The following is a 15,314-nucleotide window of genomic DNA, read 5'->3' as shown; positions in this document are numbered from 1 at the left end:
AGTCTGCGCTGCGTGCTTGGTTCAGCGCAATCGGCAATGGCGCTCAATTGGCGCTTATCGCGACCCATCTCGGTCAGCGCGTGCGCGCAAGACTCTGGGCGAATGCGTTGAGCGTCTGCTGCGGCACTTCACCGACGGCAGTCAGCCACCAGTCGCTGGCCGGCTCGGGCAAGCGGCGGCGGATGGCATTCGTGGCCCCGATTGTCAGCACGCCATCGCGCGGAGCACGCGCCGCGTCGTACCGTTCGATGAAAAGCGATACCGAGGCCAAGCCGTCGGAGAAGGTCCACTGAACGGTGGTCGCATCCTGTTTCGGCTTGTCGCTGCTGTCGCCGGTCGCCGTCGGTCGGCGGAAGAAGCTGCGAGGCTTGAATCCGGCCACGGGCGTCTTGAGCGCCCAGCCCTCGTCTTGTGCATTGCTGCGCTCGAGTTCCAGCTTTTCGACGCGGTAGCCCGAGGTGTTGGCCATCATCTGCGAAAGCGCCTGCGCCTTGACGGGAGCGTCGAGCTGCAGCTCGGAAAACGCCGACTGCTCCACCACGCGCGAATCGCTGTCGAGCGTCTGCAGCTTCACCACGAGGCCCGAACGGCGCTCGCTCCAGATGCGATAGCCGAAACGCAGCGCGTCGTGCGGCACCAGCTGCACCACGTCGGCATCGAAGCCCGCCACGCGGTCCTTGCCGATGGCACGCACGTCGTAGAAGTCGCCGATCGACACATCGGGCTTGTCCGGCAGATTCGGGAACAGATCGAGGTTCTCGCGCTTCTCGACCTTGACGACCTTCGCTTCCGGCAGGAAGGTCATGACGTTGCGATTGCGCCGGAAGGTGGAGCGTTGCGGCCCTGACAGGGCCTCGATGCGCTCGATCTGGTGCTCGCCGTCACGCACATGCCAAATGCGCGCGCTCGACAGGTCGCCGCCCGGCGCCGACACCACGAAGGTGCCGATGTAGTTGCGCTGCCGGGCACCCGCATGCATGCGCTGCAGCCACTCGGTCACGCTCATCGCCGGCGGCTCGTCCGTCTGGGCCGTTGCCGCGGGGCTCTTCGCATTCGCGGCACCCGACCGAGTCTGCGCGGGCGCTGTCTGCGCCATGCACAAGGCAGCAAATACGAGCACGCAGGCGCGTGCGGAGATCGGCATCTGAACGGTCATTGCGAGCGGCTGCGGGCGCGCGCGGTCAGCGCGTCGGTCCCTCGAAGGTGGCGTTGCGCAGGAAACCGGAAGGCATTTGCGAGGCACCGCCGGCTTGCTGGTGCGCTTCGAGCAACTGGTCGAGGCGCGGATCGCGCAACATGACCTGCGGGTTGCCGTTGCCCACGATCACGCGGGTCGGGGTGAGCGTGCCGGTAGCAGGCTGGTCGCCGCTGACGGCCGCCGCTGCCAGCACCGAGTTCACCGCCGGTTGCTGTTGTTGCTGCACCGACGCCATCTGGGCACCGGCTTGCGGCACCGCCCCACCGTTGCCCACCAGCGTCCAGCCGATGGCGGCCACTGCCATCAACGACGCGGCGCCGGCCACCAGCTTCCAGCGAAACACGGGCTCGTTCGCCGCTTCCGCCCTGCGCTGAGCCGGCACTGCCAACGGCGCGGCAACCGGCGCCGCCGCGGGAACGGACACCACGGGCTCCGCAGCCAGCCGCTGCTGAAAACGCGCGAGAAACGCCGAACTGTCGCTGCACGGCGCATGCGAGCCCGAGCGCAGCACATCGCCCGCCACGTGGTACGCCTGCCATGCCGCGCGCGCCTCGCCGCCGGCGCAGACCGATTCGATCGCCTGCGCGAACGCCTCGCCCTGCAAATGACCATCCGCAAGTGCGGACACCTGTTCACGAACCGTCATCGTCTGATTCATTTCATTCACCTGCTTGCTTACCAACGCTTGCCGGACTGGTTGTCCAACATGGGTTTGACCCTGGCCGAAATGGCCTCGCGCGCGCGGAAAATACGCGAGCGCACCGTGCCGATCGGACAATTCATGACCTCGGCGATCTCTTCGTAACTCATGCCCTCGATCTCGCGCAGCGTCACTGCTTGCCGCAGTTCAGCAGGCAGGGCGTCCATGGCAGCCTCGACAGCGCTGGCGATTTCATTCGCCGCCAGGATGGATTCGGGGGTTTCGTCGGTGGTTGGTTCGTTTCCAGGACGGTAAGTTTCATCGTCGTCGTCAGAAGACGGCCTCAGGGCCGCCTCGGAGACAGTCGGATCGCGCTTCATGTCCACGAGCGCCTTCTTGGCCGTATTGACAGCGATCCGGTAGAGCCAGGTGTAGAACTGCGCATCGCCGCGAAATTGGTGCAGCGCGCGATAGGCGCGAATGAAGGTTTCCTGGGCGATGTCCTCGACCAGGTCGACATCGCGCACCATCCGCCCGATCAGGCGCTCGATGCGGCGCTGGTACTTGATGACCAGCAGTTCGAAAGCCTTCTGATCACCCGCGACGGTGCGTTGGACCAGCTGAAAGTCGACCTCGCCCGGACGCGGTGCCCCTGCGGGCGCCTCGGTCAGGCCGGAATCCGGCGGCACGGGCGGCGGAGAAGTGGTCATCGACGAAAGTTCAGGGCGCGTCGGCGGGGGCCGTCGCGCGCCAGGCATCGCCCGCAGGCGTTGTGGACGGGGCGCGCGAATATACAGCACGGCGCACATCGCGCCAGCGCTCGGGCATGGCCCGCTGTTCGACCCAGACCCAACGCCGGGCACGGGCAGGCTCACTGAGCCGAAGCAGCATCAAGGACTGAAAATCGAGCGCCACCAGCACCCGGGCGGCATGCACGCCCCGGGACGCATGGGCACCCGTCAGCGACCAGTGCAGGCCGTCGAAATGCAGGACACCCGCGCCATCGCGCCGCAAGCCGAAGCCCGCGGCGACGCCGGAGAACACGACACTGAAAACCAGCAGCAGCTGGCGCCATCCCCCGCTATCGATCAGATAGCAGGACGCGCCCGCACAACTCGCGCCAAGGGCCCAAAGGACAAGGAGAATCCGGGTGGCGCCACGCGAGCGCCCCACCGGATAAGTCACCGACGGTGCGCTGTGCATGAAAGAGCAATGCTCAAGCGCGCTTGAACACCAGCGTGCCGTTGGTGCCGCCGAAGCCGAAGTTGTTCTTGACCGCGACATCGATCTTCAGATCGCGCGCCTCGTTGGCGCAGTAGTCGAGATCGCACTCCGGATCCTGGTTGAAGATGTTGATGGTCGGCGGGCTCTTCTGCTCGTGCAGCGCAAGCACGGTAAACACCGATTCGATGCCGCCCGCGCCGCCCAGCAAGTGGCCGGTCATGGACTTGGTCGAATTCACGACCAGCTTCTTCGCGTGATCGCCGAACGCCAGCTTGACCGCGTTGGTCTCGTTGAGGTCGCCGATCTGCGTGGAAGTGCCGTGTGCATTGAGGTACTGGACCTGATCGGCATTGACCCCGGCGTTGGCCAGCGCCATGACCATCGAACGGCGGGGGCCATCGACGTCGGGCGCGGTCATGTGATACGCATCGCCGGTCAGGCCGAAGCCCGCGACTTCCGCGTAGATCTTGGCGCCGCGCGCCTTGGCGTGTTCGTACTCTTCGAGCACTAGCACACCGGCACCCTCGCCCAGCACGAAGCCGTCGCGGTCCTTGTCCCACGGACGCGAAGCCGTGGCGGGATCATCGTTGCGCGTGCTCAACGCGCGAGGCGCGGTGAAACCGCCGATGCCCAGCGGAGAGATGGTCGACTCGGCACCGCCGGCGATCATCACGTCGGCGTCGCCGTACTCGATCATGCGAGCGGACGTGCCGATGGCATGAAGACCGGTGGTGCAGGCCGTGACAACCGCGATGTTCGGGCCCTTGAAGCCGTACTTGATCGAGACGTGACCGGAGATCATGTTGATGATCGACGCCGGCACGAAGAACGGCGACACGCGGCGCGGGCCGCGAGCGACCAGTTCGCCGTGCGTCTGTTCGATCATCGGCAGACCGCCGATGCCCGAGCCGATGTTGCAGCCGATGCGCACGGCTTCTTCATAGGACAGCGCTTCGCCGGTCGGCAGTCCGCTGTCCTGCACCGCCTGCATGGCGGCGGCGAGCCCCAGATGAATGAAGCGGTCCATGTGACGCGCTTCTTTCTCCGAGATGTATTGGGTGATGTCGAAACCCTTGACCTCACCTGCGAACTTGCAGGCGAAGGCGGTTGCATCGAACGCGGTGATGTTCGCAATGCCCGACTTCCCGGCCAACAAGTTGGCCCAGGATTCGGTTGCGGTGTTTCCGACAGGAGCGATGCAACCGAGTCCGGTCACGACGACGCGGCGTTTGGTCATGCCGGCAAACCTTTCTGGAAGCGCTGAACACTTGCCTGTCGGCGCGTGCGGTTCAAAGAAAAACCGCCGGCCGCAGTTGCAGTGTGGTCAGCTGGCCTGTCAGGCCTTTTGATTCTTGGTGGCGTAGTCGACGGCGTTTTGCACCGTGGTGATCTTCTCGGCGTCTTCGTCGGGAATCTCGATGCCGAACTCGTCTTCGAGTGCCATGACGAGTTCGACCGTGTCGAGCGAGTCCGCGCCGAGGTCGGCCACGAAGGCCTTTTCATTCGTCACTTGAGACTCTTCCACGCCGAGTTGCTCGGCGATGATTTTCTTGACACGTGCTTCGATATCGCTCATTTGGTTCCCTCTGAGGGTTGTAAGTAATCTGTGGATTTTAGCCGGGCGCATTGTGGCATTTGCCGTGCACCCGGTACGGGAAAAGATTGCGCCTTGCGGCTACATGTGCATGCCGCCGTTGACGTGCAGCTCTTGCCCCGTGACGTAGGACGCCTGGGGCGATGCGAGGTAGGCCACCGCGTGCGCGATGTCCGCCGGCTTGCCCAGGTGGCCCAGCGGGATCTGCTGGAGCAGCGCCTGCTGCTGGGCTTCGGGAAGGCTGGCCGTCATGTCGGTTTCGATGAAACCGGGCGCGACGCAGTTGACAGTGATGTTGCGGCTGCCGAGCTCGCGGGCCAGCGCACGGGTCATGCCCGCGACACCGGCCTTGGCGGCGGCGTAGTTGGCCTGTCCAGCATTGCCGGACGCACCGACCACGCTGGTGATGCTGATGATGCGGCCATAGCGCTGCTTCATCATCGGGCGGATCACGGCGCGCGAGAGGCGGAAGACGGCCTTGAGGTTGGTGTCGAGCACCGAGTCCCAGTCGCTGTCCTTCATGCGCATGGCCAGCGTGTCGCGCGTGATGCCGGCGTTGTTGACCAGCACGTGGATCCCGCCGTAGGCCTGCACGATCTCGTCGATCAGGGCCTCGACGGCTGCACCGTCGTTCACGTCGAGCGCACGGCCGCGGCCGTCGAAGGCGCTGAGCGCCGAGGTGATCTTGGCAGCGCCGTCGTCGGTGGTGCCGGTTCCCACCACCTTGAGGCCGCGCTGGGCCAGCTCCAGCGCAATGGCCGCGCCGATGCCGCGCGTTGCGCCGGTGACCAGGGCGACTTGCCCTTCGAATTTGGGAATGCTCATAAAGAAAAAAGTATCGAGGCCTTGGCGCCGGTCAGCCGGCGAGCGATTGTCGGGTGTCCGCGAGCGTGGCCGGGTCGTACACCGACGCGGCCTCCAGATCGGGGGCGATGCGCTTCACCATGCCGGCCAGCACCTTACCGGGACCGCACTCGATGATGGAGGCTACACCGCGCAGTTTCAAGGCCTGCACGCTCTCGACCCAGCGAACCGGGCCGGCGGCCTGGCGCACCAGGGCGTCGCGGATGCGGTCTGCATCTGTCTCGACAGCAACGTCGATATTGTTCAGCACGGGAATCAGAGGCGCTGCCAGCTTGATTGAAGCGAGTTTTTCGCGCAGCGCCTGCGCCGCAGGCTTCATGAGGCTCGAATGGAAAGGCGCCGACACAGGCAGCAACAGCGCACGCTTGGCACCGCTGGCCTTGAGCAGTTCGCAGGCCTTGTCGACTGCGGCCTTGCTGCCGGCGATCACGGTTTGCATCGGGTCGTTGAAATTCACGGCCTCGACGATTTCAGCGCTGCCCACACCAAAGCTGGCCGTGGCTTCGGCGCACCCCGCCACCACCTTGCCCGACTCCATGCCGAGCACCGCGGCCATCGCGCCGACGCCCACAGGAACCGCCTGTTGCATCGCTTGCGCGCGGAAACGCACCAGCGGCGCCGCCTGCGAGAGCGTCAGCACGCCCGAAGCCACCAGCGCCGAGTATTCGCCGAGCGAATGACCGGCCACGACAGAAGGCGTTGCCCCGCCTTCGGCGAGCCAGGCGCGCCAAACGGCGACGCCGGCCACAAGCATCACGGGCTGGGTGTTGGTCGTGAGCGCCAGTTCTTCCTTGGGACCGTTCTTGATCAGCGCGCCGATGTCTTCATTCAGCGCATCGGAGGCTTCACGCAGCGCTTCGGCCACGGCAGGGTGATCGCCCCAGGCGTCGAGCATGCCGACCGCTTGCGAGCCTTGACCCGGAAAGACAAAAGCAAAGGATTTCATTTTGGATGTGTCGTCTGGAATGCAGCCACCCTTTTCGGGCCGCCGCAACGCACTACAGAGTCAGGAGCACCGCGCCCCAGGTGAAGCCGCCGCCCACGCCTTCGAGCATGAGCGTTTCACCCTTCTTCACCTTGCCGGAACGCACGGCTTCGTCGAGCGCCAGCGGAATCGAGGCGGCCGAAGTATTGCCGTGCTCGTGCACCGTAACGATCAGCTTCTCGCGCGGCAGCTTCAGCTTTCTGGCCGTGCCTTCCATGATGCGGATGTTGGCCTGGTGCGGAATGAGCCAGTCGATGTCGGCCTCGGTCTTGCCGGCCTTCGCCAGCGTGGCTCGCGCCGCTTCTTCGAGCACGCGAACCGCGAGCTTGAAGACCGCCGGTCCATCCATATGCAGCAGCGGCGTGCCCAGCACGTTGCCGCCGGACACATGACCGGGCACGCAAAGAATGCCGACGTACTTGCCGTCGGCATGCAGGTCGCTGGCCAGGATGCCGGGCTCTTCGCTGGCTTCGAGCACCACCGCGCCGGCGCCGTCACCGAACAGCACGCAGGTGGTGCGGTCGTTGAAGTCGAGGATGCGGGAGAACACTTCCGCGCCGATCACGAGCGCGCAGCGCGCGGTGCCGGTGCGGATCATCGCGTCGGCGACGGTCAGCGCATAGACGAAACCGCTGCAGACAGCCTGGACGTCGAACGCAGGGCAGCCGGCGATGCCGAGCTTGTGCTGAAGGATGGCGGCCGACGAAGGAAACACCATGTCGGGCGTCGAGGTCGCGACGATGATCAGGTCGACCTCGCTGGCCTTGCGACCGGCGGATTCCAGGGCATGCCTGGCAGCCTCGACGGCGAGATCGCTGCTGGTGACATCCGGCGCGGCGAAGTGCCGTGCGTGGATGCCAGTGCGCTCGATGATCCACTGATCGGAGGTCTCGATGCCGCGCGCCGCCAATTCCTTGGCGAGGTCGTCGTTGGTCACGCGGCGTGGGGGCAGGTAGCTGCCGGTGCCGGTAATGCGTGAATAAGGAGTCATCAAACGTGAAGGGCCGTCGCGTCGACCGGCGCCGCCGGTTCCTGCCGCGCGAGCAAAGGCGCGGCGTGGGCGATGCGGGCCCGCACGCGATCGAGCAGGTTGTTGCGAGCGGCATCATAAGCGCGATCCAGCGCATGCCCGAAAGCCACTTCGTCAGCCGAGCCGTGACTCTTGAACACCAGGCCGCGAAGCCCCAACAGCGCGGCGCCGTTGTACCGCCGGTGATCCAAGCGGCTTTTAAAGGCTTTTAGAACTGGGTAAGCAACAATTGCCGCCATCTTGGTGAAGACGTTTCGCGAGAATTCGACGCGAATGAACTCGCCGATCATCGAAGCCACGCCTTCGCTGGCCTTCAGCGCGACGTTTCCAACGAAGCCGTCGCAGACGACGATGTCGGTCGTGCCCTTGAAGATGTCATTGCCTTCCACGTTGCCATAGAAGTTGAGATCTTTGGAGTTGGCAGCCGTACGCAGCAGTTGACTCGCTTTTTTGATCGTTTCGCTGCCCTTGATGGCCTCTTCGCCAATATTGAGCAAGCCGACCGAAGGCGACTCGTTGCCCGTCAGCGCCGACACCAGGGCCGAGCCCAGCACCGCGAACTGAAGCAAGTCTTCGGCATCGCAATCTACATTCGCGCCGAGGTCGAGCACGGTCGTTGCTCCACCCTTGGCGTTCGGAAGCTGCGGAGCGATCGCCGGGCGATCGATGCCATCGAGCGTCTTGAGCAGGTAACGCGCAATCGCCATGAGGGCACCGGTGTTGCCGGCGGAGATGGCGGCCTGTGCGGCGCCGTCCTTGACCTGCTGGATCGCGACGCGCATTGAAGAGTCTTTCTTCTTGCGCAGTGCGATCTCGATGGGGTCGTCCATGCCCACCACTTCGCTGGCAGCAACGATGCGGGCACGCGGATGCGCGGTGAAGCCCGCCATTGCGGCCGGCGCACCGACCAGCAACAACGAGGCTTCGCTGTGCCGCTCGAGAAACGCACGACAGGCCGCGAGCGTGACACGCGGCCCATGATCGCCCCCCATGCAATCCACGGCGAGCGTGATTGCAGAAGGCGCAGCGGTGATTTCGGGGGGAAAAGGCGTAGCCATCAAAACAAAGGCCCGACGCTACGACAGAAGTAGCTTCGGGCCTTGGCCTTGGAATGCGAGATCAGGCTTCGGACTTGTTCTTGAGCACCTGACGGCCACGGTAGAAACCGTTGGGGCTGATGTGGTGACGCAGGTGCGTTTCGCCGGTGGTCGGCTCCACGGCGATGCCGGGCACGACCAGCGCATTGTGGGAACGGTGCATGCCGCGCTTGGAAGGCGACTTCTTGTTTTGCTGGACGGCCATGATGGCTCCTGGACTGTGATGTGAGTGAAAGGATGCGGGCTCAAGCGGTGGCAATGCAGCGACATGTATGGAATGTCCTTGCCTGCATTGCTGCTCACGGCGGCGCGCGCGAAGCCCATGATTATAGCCCAGCCTGAGCGAAAGGGCTAGCCGCCCTCTTTGGGACCATTTTCTGGCTTGCGCGAGCGCAACCCATCGAGCACCGCGAAGGGGTTCGGCTTGGCTTCTTCGGCGGCCTGGAAGTCCTCGTCGCTGGACGACAGCTGGACCGGGACGGGGCAGACGTCATGCACAGGCATGACAGGAATTTCCATCAGCAGTTCGTCTTCGATCAACGTGTGGAGGTCGAACTCCCGGCTCAGAACGAGCAAATCTTCATCGGAATCGTCGTCCTGGGCCTCCGCAGTGGCCTCGTCCGCCACGAAACGGAACCAGCGGTCCGCGAAGATCTCGGTGTCCACGGGAGACAGGCAGCGCTGACACACCAGCGGCACGACGGCTTCGGCCTCCAGGTGCATCCAGGGCACGGGCTTGCCGTCTGCACCGGGGCGTTCTTCTCCGCTGGCGGTCCAGCGAACCACGGCATCGGGTGCCGGTGCAGCCAGTTCAGCGACCAGGCGTACATAGTTGGGAACCGGGTCGGCGGCTTCCAGGGTGGCGGCGGCGGCGGTGAAGCCGGGCACATTGAGCCGTTCGGGGGCAAATTCTCTCTTCATTCGCGCCAGTCTAGCGCGCCGGACGCCTCGCCGGCTTGGGGCAAGCCTGAGAGTGCGGGCGGCTCACGCACAATCGTCGCCATGCAACGCCCTGTGATCCTCGCCTCGACCTCGCGCTATCGCCGCGAGCTGCTGACCCGACTGCGACTGCCCTTCGACGTGCAGTCGCCGGAAGTCGACGAAACCCCCCTGCCCGGCGAAACGCCGCACGACCTGGCCGTGCGCCTGGCGCTGGAAAAGGCCAACGCCGTGGCTGCACGCTTTCCGCAAGCCGTGGTCATCGGTTCCGACCAGGTGGCCGACCTGGCCGGCGAGGCGCTCGGCAAGCCTGGCGACCATGCCCGCGCCACCGTCCAGCTGCGCCGCATGCGCGGCCAGACGCTGGTCTTCCAGACGGCCGTGGCCGTCGTGTGCCACGCCACCGGCTTCGTGCAGCGCGACATCGCACCCGTGCGCGTGGTGTTCCGCGACCTGACCGACGCCGCCATCGAACACTATCTGCAAGCCGAGCAACCCTACGACTGCGCCGGCAGCGCCAAGAGCGAAGGCCTGGGCATCGCGCTGCTGAGCGCCATCGACAGCGACGATCCGACCGCGCTGGTCGGCCTGCCGCTGATCCGCACCTGCCGGATGCTGCGCGACGCGGGGGTCGACCTGCTGTGACACAAGCCAAAGGCAAGCTCTATCTCGTGCCCGCGCCGCTCGACTTCGGCTGCGACGTCCAGGCCCCGCTGCAGGACGCCCTGCCGCTGGGCACGCTGCAGACGGCCGCCGGCATCACGCACTGGATCTGCGAAAACGCGAAGTCCGCGCGCGCCTATCTGAAACGCATCGACGCCGTCGCGCCGCTGGCTGCTCCCTTGCAGGCGCAGGCCATCCAGGAACTGCCGCGCGAAGTGCACAAGAAGGGCGATCACGCCGGCCAGTTCGACGCCCGCCCCTTGATGACCGCCGCACTCGAAGGCCACGACATCGGCCTGCTCAGCGAAGCCGGCATGCCGGCGGTGGCCGACCCCGGCTCGTCGGTGGCACGTGCCGCGCATGAACTGGGCATCGAGGTGGTACCGCTGACCGGCCCGGTCTCGCTGCTGCTGGCGCTGGCCGCCAGCGGATTGAACGGCCAGAACTTCGCCTTCGTCGGCTACCTGCCGCAGGACGCGGTCGAGCGCCAGACCCGCATCCGCGAGCTCGAGGCGCTCGCGCTCAAGTCGGGCCAGACGCAGCTGTTCATCGAAACGCCCTATCGCAACGCGGCGCTGCTGCAGGCGCTCGTGCAGACCTTGCAGCACAACACCCGGCTCGCGGTGGCGCGCGGACTGACGCTCTCGAGCGCCCACGTGCGCAGCGAGACCGTGAAATCCTGGCGTGCCACCAAGCCACAAGGCACGACAGACGAGCGCCTGCCCGCCGTGTTCGCAATCGGCCGCTGAGCATGCTGGCCGTCACCGCAAGCACGCGCTGGGCGTCGCGCACGCAGTTCTTTTCCGCCGGCTTCATCTTCGCGACCTGGGGCGTGCACGTGCCCACGGTCAAGGCGCACTACGGCATCGACGAGGCGCAACTCGGCCTGGCGATGCTCGCGGCCGGCGCGGGCGCGATGATCGGACTGACCAGCGCGGGCCGATGGCTCGGCCGTTACGGACCGCGCCGCGTGGCCGGCCTGTGCGGCTGCATCTACGCACTGCTGCTGGCCGGCCTGATCGCGATGCCCGGCTACGCCGCCCTGCTCGGCCTGCTGGCCGCCTTCGGCCTCGTGACCAGCGTGTTCGACGTGTCCATCAACACCGAAGCGGCGCAACTGGAGCTGCACGGCGGAACCCCGCTGATGAGTGGCATGCACGGCATGTTCAGCCTGGGCGGCATGGCCGGCGCGGCGAGTGGCAGCGCGGCGCTCGCCGCCGGTCTCGGTGCGCAGGCGCACCTGCTGATCGTCTCCGCGGTGATGGTGCTGGTCGTCGCGTTCGCCTCGACGCGCATGCTGCCCCGGCCGGCCACCAGCGGCGCCGCCGAGGCCAACCACGGCTTCCTGGTGCCGCGCGGCGTGCTCGCCGTGCTGGGCGTGCTCGCCGCGCTGGGGCTGATCGCCGAAGGCGCCATCTACGACTGGAGCGTGCTCTACATGCAGCAGGAAGTCGGCAGCCCGCAGCAGCAGGCCGCGCTAGCCTACGCGAGCTTTTCGGCGGCCATGGCGGCCGCGCGCTTCGGGGGCGACGCCATGCGTGCGCGCTTCGCGCCGGCTACGCTGCTGCTCGGCAGCGGCCTGCTGGCGGCCGCTGCCATGACGCTGGTGCTGAACACCGAGCTGCCCTGGCTGGCGCTGGTCGGCTTCGCGGGCGTGGGCGTGGGGTTCGCGAACGTGGTGCCGATCCTGTTCTCGGCCTCGGCAAAGGTGCCGGGCGTCGAGCCGGCACGGGGCATTGCTTCCGTGTCGGCCGTGGCCTATGTGGGGTTCATGGCCGGCCCGGCGGTGATCGGGCTACTGGCGCGGGCGACCTCGCTGACCGCCGCGCTCTATGTGGTCGTGGTCTTCGCCGCGGCGCTGGCGGCCTGCGCGCGCTATACGGGCAGCAGCGAAGACAAGTGAGCGATCAGCGCAGCGCGGGCGCGGTGTGCATCAGGCGCACCGTGGTTTCGGCCATGGCGGCACCGAACTTCTTGGCCAGCTTCTCGGCCACGTTGTCGCGCCGCGTGTAGTCGATCACCTCTTCGGCCTTGATCACTTCGCGGGCCACGTAGTCGACATTGCCCAGTTGGTCGGCCAGGCCGTATTCGACTGCTTGCTCGCCGCTCCAGAACAGGCCGCTGAACAGGCCGGGCGTGTCCAGCTTCAGACGGTCGCCGCGGCCGGTCTTGACCACGTTGATGAACTGCGCGTGGATCTGGTTGAGCATCGTCTGCGCATGCGCGCGCTGCGCGTCGCTCATGGGGCTGAACGGATCGAGGAAGCCCTTGTTCTCGCCGGCTGTCAGCAGGCGGCGCTCGACGCCGACCTTTTCCATCACGCCGGTGAAGCCGAAGCCGTCCATCAGCACGCCGATGCTGCCGACGATGCTGGCCTTGTCGACGAAGATCTTGTCGGCGGAGGCCGCGATGTAATAGGCCGCCGAGGCGCAGGTTTCTTCGACCACCGCGTACACCGGCTTCTTGTACTTGGCCTTCAGGCGCTTGATTTCGTCGTTGATGATGCCGGCCTGCACCGGGCTGCCGCCGGGCGAGTTGATCAGCAGGATCACGCCCTTGGCGCCTTCGTCCTCGAAGGCCGTCTTCATGGCGGCCACCACGAACTCGGCGCTCGCGTCCCCGCCATTGGCAATTTCGCCCTTGATCTCGACGACGGCCGTGTGCGACGTGGTCTTGGCCGTGCTCGGCGCGCCGCGCGACAGCGCGAACCAGGCCAGAAACACGAAAAAGGCGAGCCAGGACACCCGCACGAAGGTCTTCCAGCGGCGCGAGGCCTTCTGTTCGTTCAGTGCGGCGAAGGCCAGCTTTTCGAGCGTGGCGCGCTCCCAGCCGGGACGTTGCGTGGGATCTTTGGCCATGTTCTTGGGGGGCGCCGGCTCAAATGGTTCGAACCCTTCGGGTTCTGTTCGGGTCGGGTCGGTCATGTCAGAAGCTCAGGGGGTGGAGGTTCCAGTCAGTATGCCAGTGCACCACGCCGTCATGCTCGCTCAAGGCGATCTTCACCAGGCCGCCGCGGCAGGGGCCGCCCGCGCATTCGCCGGTGTCGGGCCGGTAGACCGCGCCGTGCGTGGCGCATATCAGCCATTGCCCGGTGTCGTCGAAGAAGCGGTCGGGCTGAAAGTCCATCTCCATCGCGACATGGCTGCACCGATTGAGAAACGCATGCGGCTGCCCCTCGAAACGCACCGCGAAGGCGCGGCAGGTTTCGCCGCCGTGAACCACATCGAAAGGCACGGCCCGGCCACCTTCGACCAGGTCCGCGGCATTGCACAGCGGGATGCGTTCTTCGCCCATGACGAAATTCTCAGGCGTTGTCGAGGAGCCACGCCTGGAGGTCGGCGATGGAGTGCGCCACATGCAGCGGCTTGAACTCGTCGAAGCTGGCGGGCTCGTGAGCGCCGTAGCTCACGCCCACGCCGGCGGCACCGGCGTTCTGCGCAAGCTGCAGGTCGTGCGTGGTGTCGCCGATCATCAACGTGCGCTCCGCGGTCACGTCGAGCTCTTCCATCAGCTCCAGCAGCATGCGCGGATGCGGCTTGCCGAAGGTTTCGTCGGCCGTGCGCGAGGCCTCGAAGCGGTCGCGCAGCGCCACCGACTTGAGGGCTTCATTGAGCCCGCGGCGCGACTTCCCCGTGGCCACCGCCAGCTTGTGACCGCGCGCGCGCAGGGCGTCGAGCATCTGCAGCACGCCGTCGAACAGCACCAGGTCGTCCTGGTGCTGCAGGTAGTGATACCGGTAGCGCGCGCCGAGCTCGGGGTATTTTTCCTTCGGCACATCGGGCGCCGCGCGCGCGAGCGCCTCGGCCAGGCCCAGGCCGATGACCCAGGCAGCGTCGTTCTCGCTCGGCTCGGCGCCGCCGACATCGACCACCGCCGCCTGGATGCAGCGCACGATCAGGCGCGTGGAGTCGTACAGGGTGCCGTCCCAGTCGAAGGCGATCAGGTCGAAGCGAAGAGGTCTGGAAGATTCAGTCATGGGCGGTGGATGTGGGATGTTGGGCCAGCGCCTCGAGGGCGGCGGGCGGCATCAGCGCGTGCAGCTCGGGCGGCAGGTCGGCCTGCAGCGCCATGCGTTCGCCGCCGGCCGGATGGTTGAACTGCAGCCGCCAGGCGTGCAGGAACATGCGCTTGAGCCCGAGCTTTTGCAGCGCGCGCTGGCGCTCGAACTCGCCGTACTTGTCGTCGCCGGCAATCGGATGGCCGGCCGACGCGAGGTGAACGCGGATCTGGTGCGTGCGGCCGGTCTTGATCGTGACGGCCAGCAACGACAGCGGCGTGGCATCGCCCGGCAGCGCGAGCCGCGCGAGCACCCGCACCAGCGTGATGGCGCGCATGGCGTCCGGGTGGTCCTTGGCGACCACGCGCACGCGGCGCTCGCCGGCGCCCGCACCGGAGCCGTCGGGCAGCAAATACTTGGCGAGCGGCGCGTCCAGCACCTTCTTGTTGGCGGGCCACGCGCCCTCGACCAGCGCCAGGTAGGTCTTGCCGGTCTCGCGCTCGCGAAACTGCTCCTGCAGCGCGACCAGCGCGCTGCGCTTCTTGGCGACCAGCAGGATGCCGGAGGTTTCACGGTCCAGCCGGTGCACCAGCTCCAGAAACCTGGCACCCGGGCGCGCCGTGCGCAGTTGCTCGATCACGCCGAAGCTCACGCCGCTGCCGCCATGCACGGCCACGCCGGCCGGCTTGTCCAGGGCCAGCACCGCGTCGTCTTCCAGCAGCACCGGGAACTCGCGCGCCGGCGCGGGCGGGGTGGCGCCCTCTTCCGCGCGCGCCGAAATCCTGATCGGTGGCAGCCGCAGCACATCGCCGGCCTCGATGCGGGTGTCGGCCTGCACCCGGCCCTTGTTGATGCGCACTTCGCCCGACCGGATGATCCGGTAGACGTGCGTCTTCGGCACGCCTTTCAGATGGCGGAACAGGAAGTTGTCGAGCCGCTGCCCGGCGGATTCGGCATCGACCGTGAGGAATTTGATGGCCGAAGACGGCGCCACGGTTTCATCCGGGGCTTTTGGGTCTGAGGGATTTGGAGCAGCCGAAGGGCCCTGCTTCGCACCTATAATGTTTTTCACCAGCGCGGTCA

19 protein-coding genes are annotated in these 15,314 nt (G+C 66.4%); 3 read left to right on the top strand and 16 right to left on the bottom strand.

Going from position 1 to position 15,314, the window contains the following annotated elements; all coding sequences use genetic code 11:
- Positions 1 to 73: 73 nt before the first annotated feature.
- The 12 genes from ACSFA5_RS06225 to ACSFA5_RS06170 all read right to left on the bottom strand — a co-directional run bounded on the left by ACSFA5_RS06225 (position 74) and on the right by ACSFA5_RS06170 (position 9,553).
- Entirely contained in the window at positions 74 to 1,156 is a 1,083-nt protein-coding gene (locus tag ACSFA5_RS06225) for a MucB/RseB C-terminal domain-containing protein (RefSeq protein ID WP_435443162.1), read from the bottom strand.
- 25 nt (positions 1,157 to 1,181) lie between these two features.
- Complete coding sequence (locus ACSFA5_RS06220) at positions 1,182 to 1,856, bottom strand: sigma-E factor negative regulatory protein (RefSeq protein WP_435443161.1); 675 nt, start codon at positions 1,854 to 1,856, stop codon at positions 1,182 to 1,184.
- A 17-nt stretch (positions 1,857 to 1,873) separates the two neighbouring features.
- Positions 1,874 to 2,548 carry an RNA polymerase sigma factor RpoE gene (rpoE, locus tag ACSFA5_RS06215; protein WP_435443160.1) on the bottom strand — a complete coding sequence of 225 codons (675 nt, stop codon included), beginning with the start codon at positions 2,546 to 2,548 and terminating at the stop codon, positions 1,874 to 1,876.
- A gap of 10 nt (positions 2,549 to 2,558) precedes the next feature.
- A complete protein-coding gene (locus ACSFA5_RS06210) occupies positions 2,559 to 3,041 on the bottom strand; it encodes a hypothetical protein (RefSeq protein ID WP_435443159.1) in 483 nt (160 codons plus the stop codon).
- Positions 3,042 to 3,054: 13 nt separating this feature from the next.
- On the bottom strand, positions 3,055 to 4,299 hold the full coding sequence (fabF, locus tag ACSFA5_RS06205; protein ID WP_435443158.1) for a beta-ketoacyl-ACP synthase II: 1,245 nt from the start codon (positions 4,297 to 4,299) through the stop codon (positions 3,055 to 3,057).
- 99 nt (positions 4,300 to 4,398) lie between these two features.
- Positions 4,399 to 4,638, bottom strand: coding sequence for an acyl carrier protein (gene acpP / locus ACSFA5_RS06200; protein ID WP_007830471.1), 240 nt, complete (start codon positions 4,636 to 4,638; stop codon positions 4,399 to 4,401).
- A gap of 99 nt (positions 4,639 to 4,737) precedes the next feature.
- The gene (fabG, locus tag ACSFA5_RS06195) at positions 4,738 to 5,481 is read right to left on the bottom strand and encodes a 3-oxoacyl-ACP reductase FabG (protein WP_435443157.1); all 744 of its coding nucleotides are present in this window, start codon (positions 5,479 to 5,481) and stop codon (positions 4,738 to 4,740) included.
- A 31-nt stretch (positions 5,482 to 5,512) separates the two neighbouring features.
- Complete coding sequence (gene fabD, locus ACSFA5_RS06190; protein WP_435444068.1) at positions 5,513 to 6,466, bottom strand: ACP S-malonyltransferase; 954 nt, start codon at positions 6,464 to 6,466, stop codon at positions 5,513 to 5,515.
- A gap of 52 nt (positions 6,467 to 6,518) precedes the next feature.
- Complete coding sequence (locus ACSFA5_RS06185; RefSeq protein ID WP_435443156.1) at positions 6,519 to 7,496, bottom strand: beta-ketoacyl-ACP synthase III; 978 nt, start codon at positions 7,494 to 7,496, stop codon at positions 6,519 to 6,521.
- A complete protein-coding gene (gene plsX / locus ACSFA5_RS06180) occupies positions 7,496 to 8,593 on the bottom strand; it encodes a phosphate acyltransferase PlsX (protein WP_435443155.1) in 1,098 nt (365 codons plus the stop codon). The genes ACSFA5_RS06185 and plsX overlap by 1 nt, the downstream gene beginning before the upstream one ends.
- Positions 8,594 to 8,654: 61 nt before the next feature.
- The gene (gene rpmF, locus ACSFA5_RS06175) at positions 8,655 to 8,837 is read right to left on the bottom strand and encodes a 50S ribosomal protein L32 (protein ID WP_007830466.1); all 183 of its coding nucleotides are present in this window, start codon (positions 8,835 to 8,837) and stop codon (positions 8,655 to 8,657) included.
- Positions 8,838 to 8,983: 146 nt separating this feature from the next.
- Complete coding sequence (locus tag ACSFA5_RS06170; RefSeq protein ID WP_435443154.1) at positions 8,984 to 9,553, bottom strand: YceD family protein; 570 nt, start codon at positions 9,551 to 9,553, stop codon at positions 8,984 to 8,986.
- 81 nt (positions 9,554 to 9,634) lie between these two features.
- On the opposite strand from ACSFA5_RS06170, the gene ACSFA5_RS06165 reads away from it, so the two are divergent.
- From ACSFA5_RS06165 to ACSFA5_RS06155, 3 genes are read left to right on the top strand one after another with little or no spacing between them, the layout of a single operon-like run.
- Positions 9,635 to 10,216, top strand: coding sequence for a Maf family nucleotide pyrophosphatase (locus ACSFA5_RS06165; RefSeq protein WP_435443153.1), 582 nt, complete (start codon positions 9,635 to 9,637; stop codon positions 10,214 to 10,216).
- Positions 10,213 to 10,983: an SAM-dependent methyltransferase gene (locus ACSFA5_RS06160; RefSeq protein ID WP_435443152.1), complete on the top strand. Its 771-nt coding sequence runs from the start codon at positions 10,213 to 10,215 to the stop codon at positions 10,981 to 10,983. Before ACSFA5_RS06165 ends, ACSFA5_RS06160 begins: the two co-directional genes overlap by 4 nt.
- A gap of 2 nt (positions 10,984 to 10,985) precedes the next feature.
- A complete protein-coding gene (locus ACSFA5_RS06155) occupies positions 10,986 to 12,137 on the top strand; it encodes an MFS transporter (RefSeq protein ID WP_435443151.1) in 1,152 nt (383 codons plus the stop codon).
- Positions 12,138 to 12,141: 4 nt separating this feature from the next.
- Here the strand turns inward: ACSFA5_RS06155 and ACSFA5_RS06150 are convergent, their stop codons facing one another.
- Genes ACSFA5_RS06150 through ACSFA5_RS06135 form a run of 4 tightly spaced genes read right to left on the bottom strand, consistent with a single transcriptional unit; the run spans position 12,142 to position 15,303 of the window.
- Entirely contained in the window at positions 12,142 to 13,158 is a 1,017-nt protein-coding gene (locus ACSFA5_RS06150; RefSeq protein WP_435443150.1) for a S49 family peptidase, read from the bottom strand.
- Position 13,159: 1 nt separating this feature from the next.
- Positions 13,160 to 13,528 (bottom strand): Rieske (2Fe-2S) protein, encoded by a 369-nt coding sequence (locus ACSFA5_RS06145; protein ID WP_435443149.1) that lies wholly within the window; start codon positions 13,526 to 13,528, stop codon positions 13,160 to 13,162.
- A 10-nt stretch (positions 13,529 to 13,538) separates the two neighbouring features.
- Positions 13,539 to 14,210 (bottom strand): HAD family hydrolase, encoded by a 672-nt coding sequence (locus tag ACSFA5_RS06140; protein WP_435443148.1) that lies wholly within the window; start codon positions 14,208 to 14,210, stop codon positions 13,539 to 13,541.
- A complete protein-coding gene (locus ACSFA5_RS06135; protein ID WP_435443147.1) occupies positions 14,203 to 15,303 on the bottom strand; it encodes an RluA family pseudouridine synthase in 1,101 nt (366 codons plus the stop codon). Before ACSFA5_RS06135 ends, ACSFA5_RS06140 begins: the two co-directional genes overlap by 8 nt.
- Between the last annotated feature and the right edge of the window lie 11 nt (positions 15,304 to 15,314).

It is taken from the genome of Variovorax monticola (assembly GCF_051216855.1).
Lineage (GTDB): Bacteria > Pseudomonadota > Gammaproteobacteria > Burkholderiales > Burkholderiaceae_C > Variovorax.
Note: the sequence above shows the minus strand (reverse complement) of the source record. Positions and strands in the feature narration are given on the sequence as shown.

Excerpts from the sequence above, each read along its gene's own strand:
- ACSFA5_RS06225 (WP_435443162.1), bottom strand. The coding sequence starts at position 1,156 with ATGACCGTTCAGATGCCGATCTCCGCACGCGCCTGCGTGCTCGTATTT.
- ACSFA5_RS06220 (WP_435443161.1), bottom strand. The coding sequence starts at position 1,856 with ATGAATCAGACGATGACGGTTCGTGAACAGGTGTCCGCACTTGCGGAT.
- rpoE (WP_435443160.1), bottom strand. The coding sequence starts at position 2,548 with ATGACCACTTCTCCGCCGCCCGTGCCGCCGGATTCCGGCCTGACCGAG.
- ACSFA5_RS06210 (WP_435443159.1), bottom strand. The coding sequence starts at position 3,041 with ATGCACAGCGCACCGTCGGTGACTTATCCGGTGGGGCGCTCGCGTGGC.
- fabF (WP_435443158.1), bottom strand. The coding sequence starts at position 4,299 with ATGACCAAACGCCGCGTCGTCGTGACCGGACTCGGTTGCATCGCTCCT.
- acpP (WP_007830471.1), bottom strand. The coding sequence starts at position 4,638 with ATGAGCGATATCGAAGCACGTGTCAAGAAAATCATCGCCGAGCAACTC.
- fabG (WP_435443157.1), bottom strand. The coding sequence starts at position 5,481 with ATGAGCATTCCCAAATTCGAAGGGCAAGTCGCCCTGGTCACCGGCGCA.
- fabD (WP_435444068.1), bottom strand. The coding sequence starts at position 6,466 with ATGAAATCCTTTGCTTTTGTCTTTCCGGGTCAAGGCTCGCAAGCGGTC.
- ACSFA5_RS06185 (WP_435443156.1), bottom strand. The coding sequence starts at position 7,496 with ATGACTCCTTATTCACGCATTACCGGCACCGGCAGCTACCTGCCCCCA.
- plsX (WP_435443155.1), bottom strand. The coding sequence starts at position 8,593 with ATGGCTACGCCTTTTCCCCCCGAAATCACCGCTGCGCCTTCTGCAATC.
- rpmF (WP_007830466.1), bottom strand. The coding sequence starts at position 8,837 with ATGGCCGTCCAGCAAAACAAGAAGTCGCCTTCCAAGCGCGGCATGCAC.
- ACSFA5_RS06170 (WP_435443154.1), bottom strand. The coding sequence starts at position 9,553 with ATGAAGAGAGAATTTGCCCCCGAACGGCTCAATGTGCCCGGCTTCACC.
- ACSFA5_RS06165 (WP_435443153.1), top strand. The coding sequence starts at position 9,635 with ATGCAACGCCCTGTGATCCTCGCCTCGACCTCGCGCTATCGCCGCGAG.
- ACSFA5_RS06155 (WP_435443151.1), top strand. The coding sequence starts at position 10,986 with ATGCTGGCCGTCACCGCAAGCACGCGCTGGGCGTCGCGCACGCAGTTC.
- ACSFA5_RS06150 (WP_435443150.1), bottom strand. The coding sequence starts at position 13,158 with ATGACCGACCCGACCCGAACAGAACCCGAAGGGTTCGAACCATTTGAG.
- ACSFA5_RS06145 (WP_435443149.1), bottom strand. The coding sequence starts at position 13,528 with ATGGGCGAAGAACGCATCCCGCTGTGCAATGCCGCGGACCTGGTCGAA.
- ACSFA5_RS06140 (WP_435443148.1), bottom strand. The coding sequence starts at position 14,210 with ATGACTGAATCTTCCAGACCTCTTCGCTTCGACCTGATCGCCTTCGAC.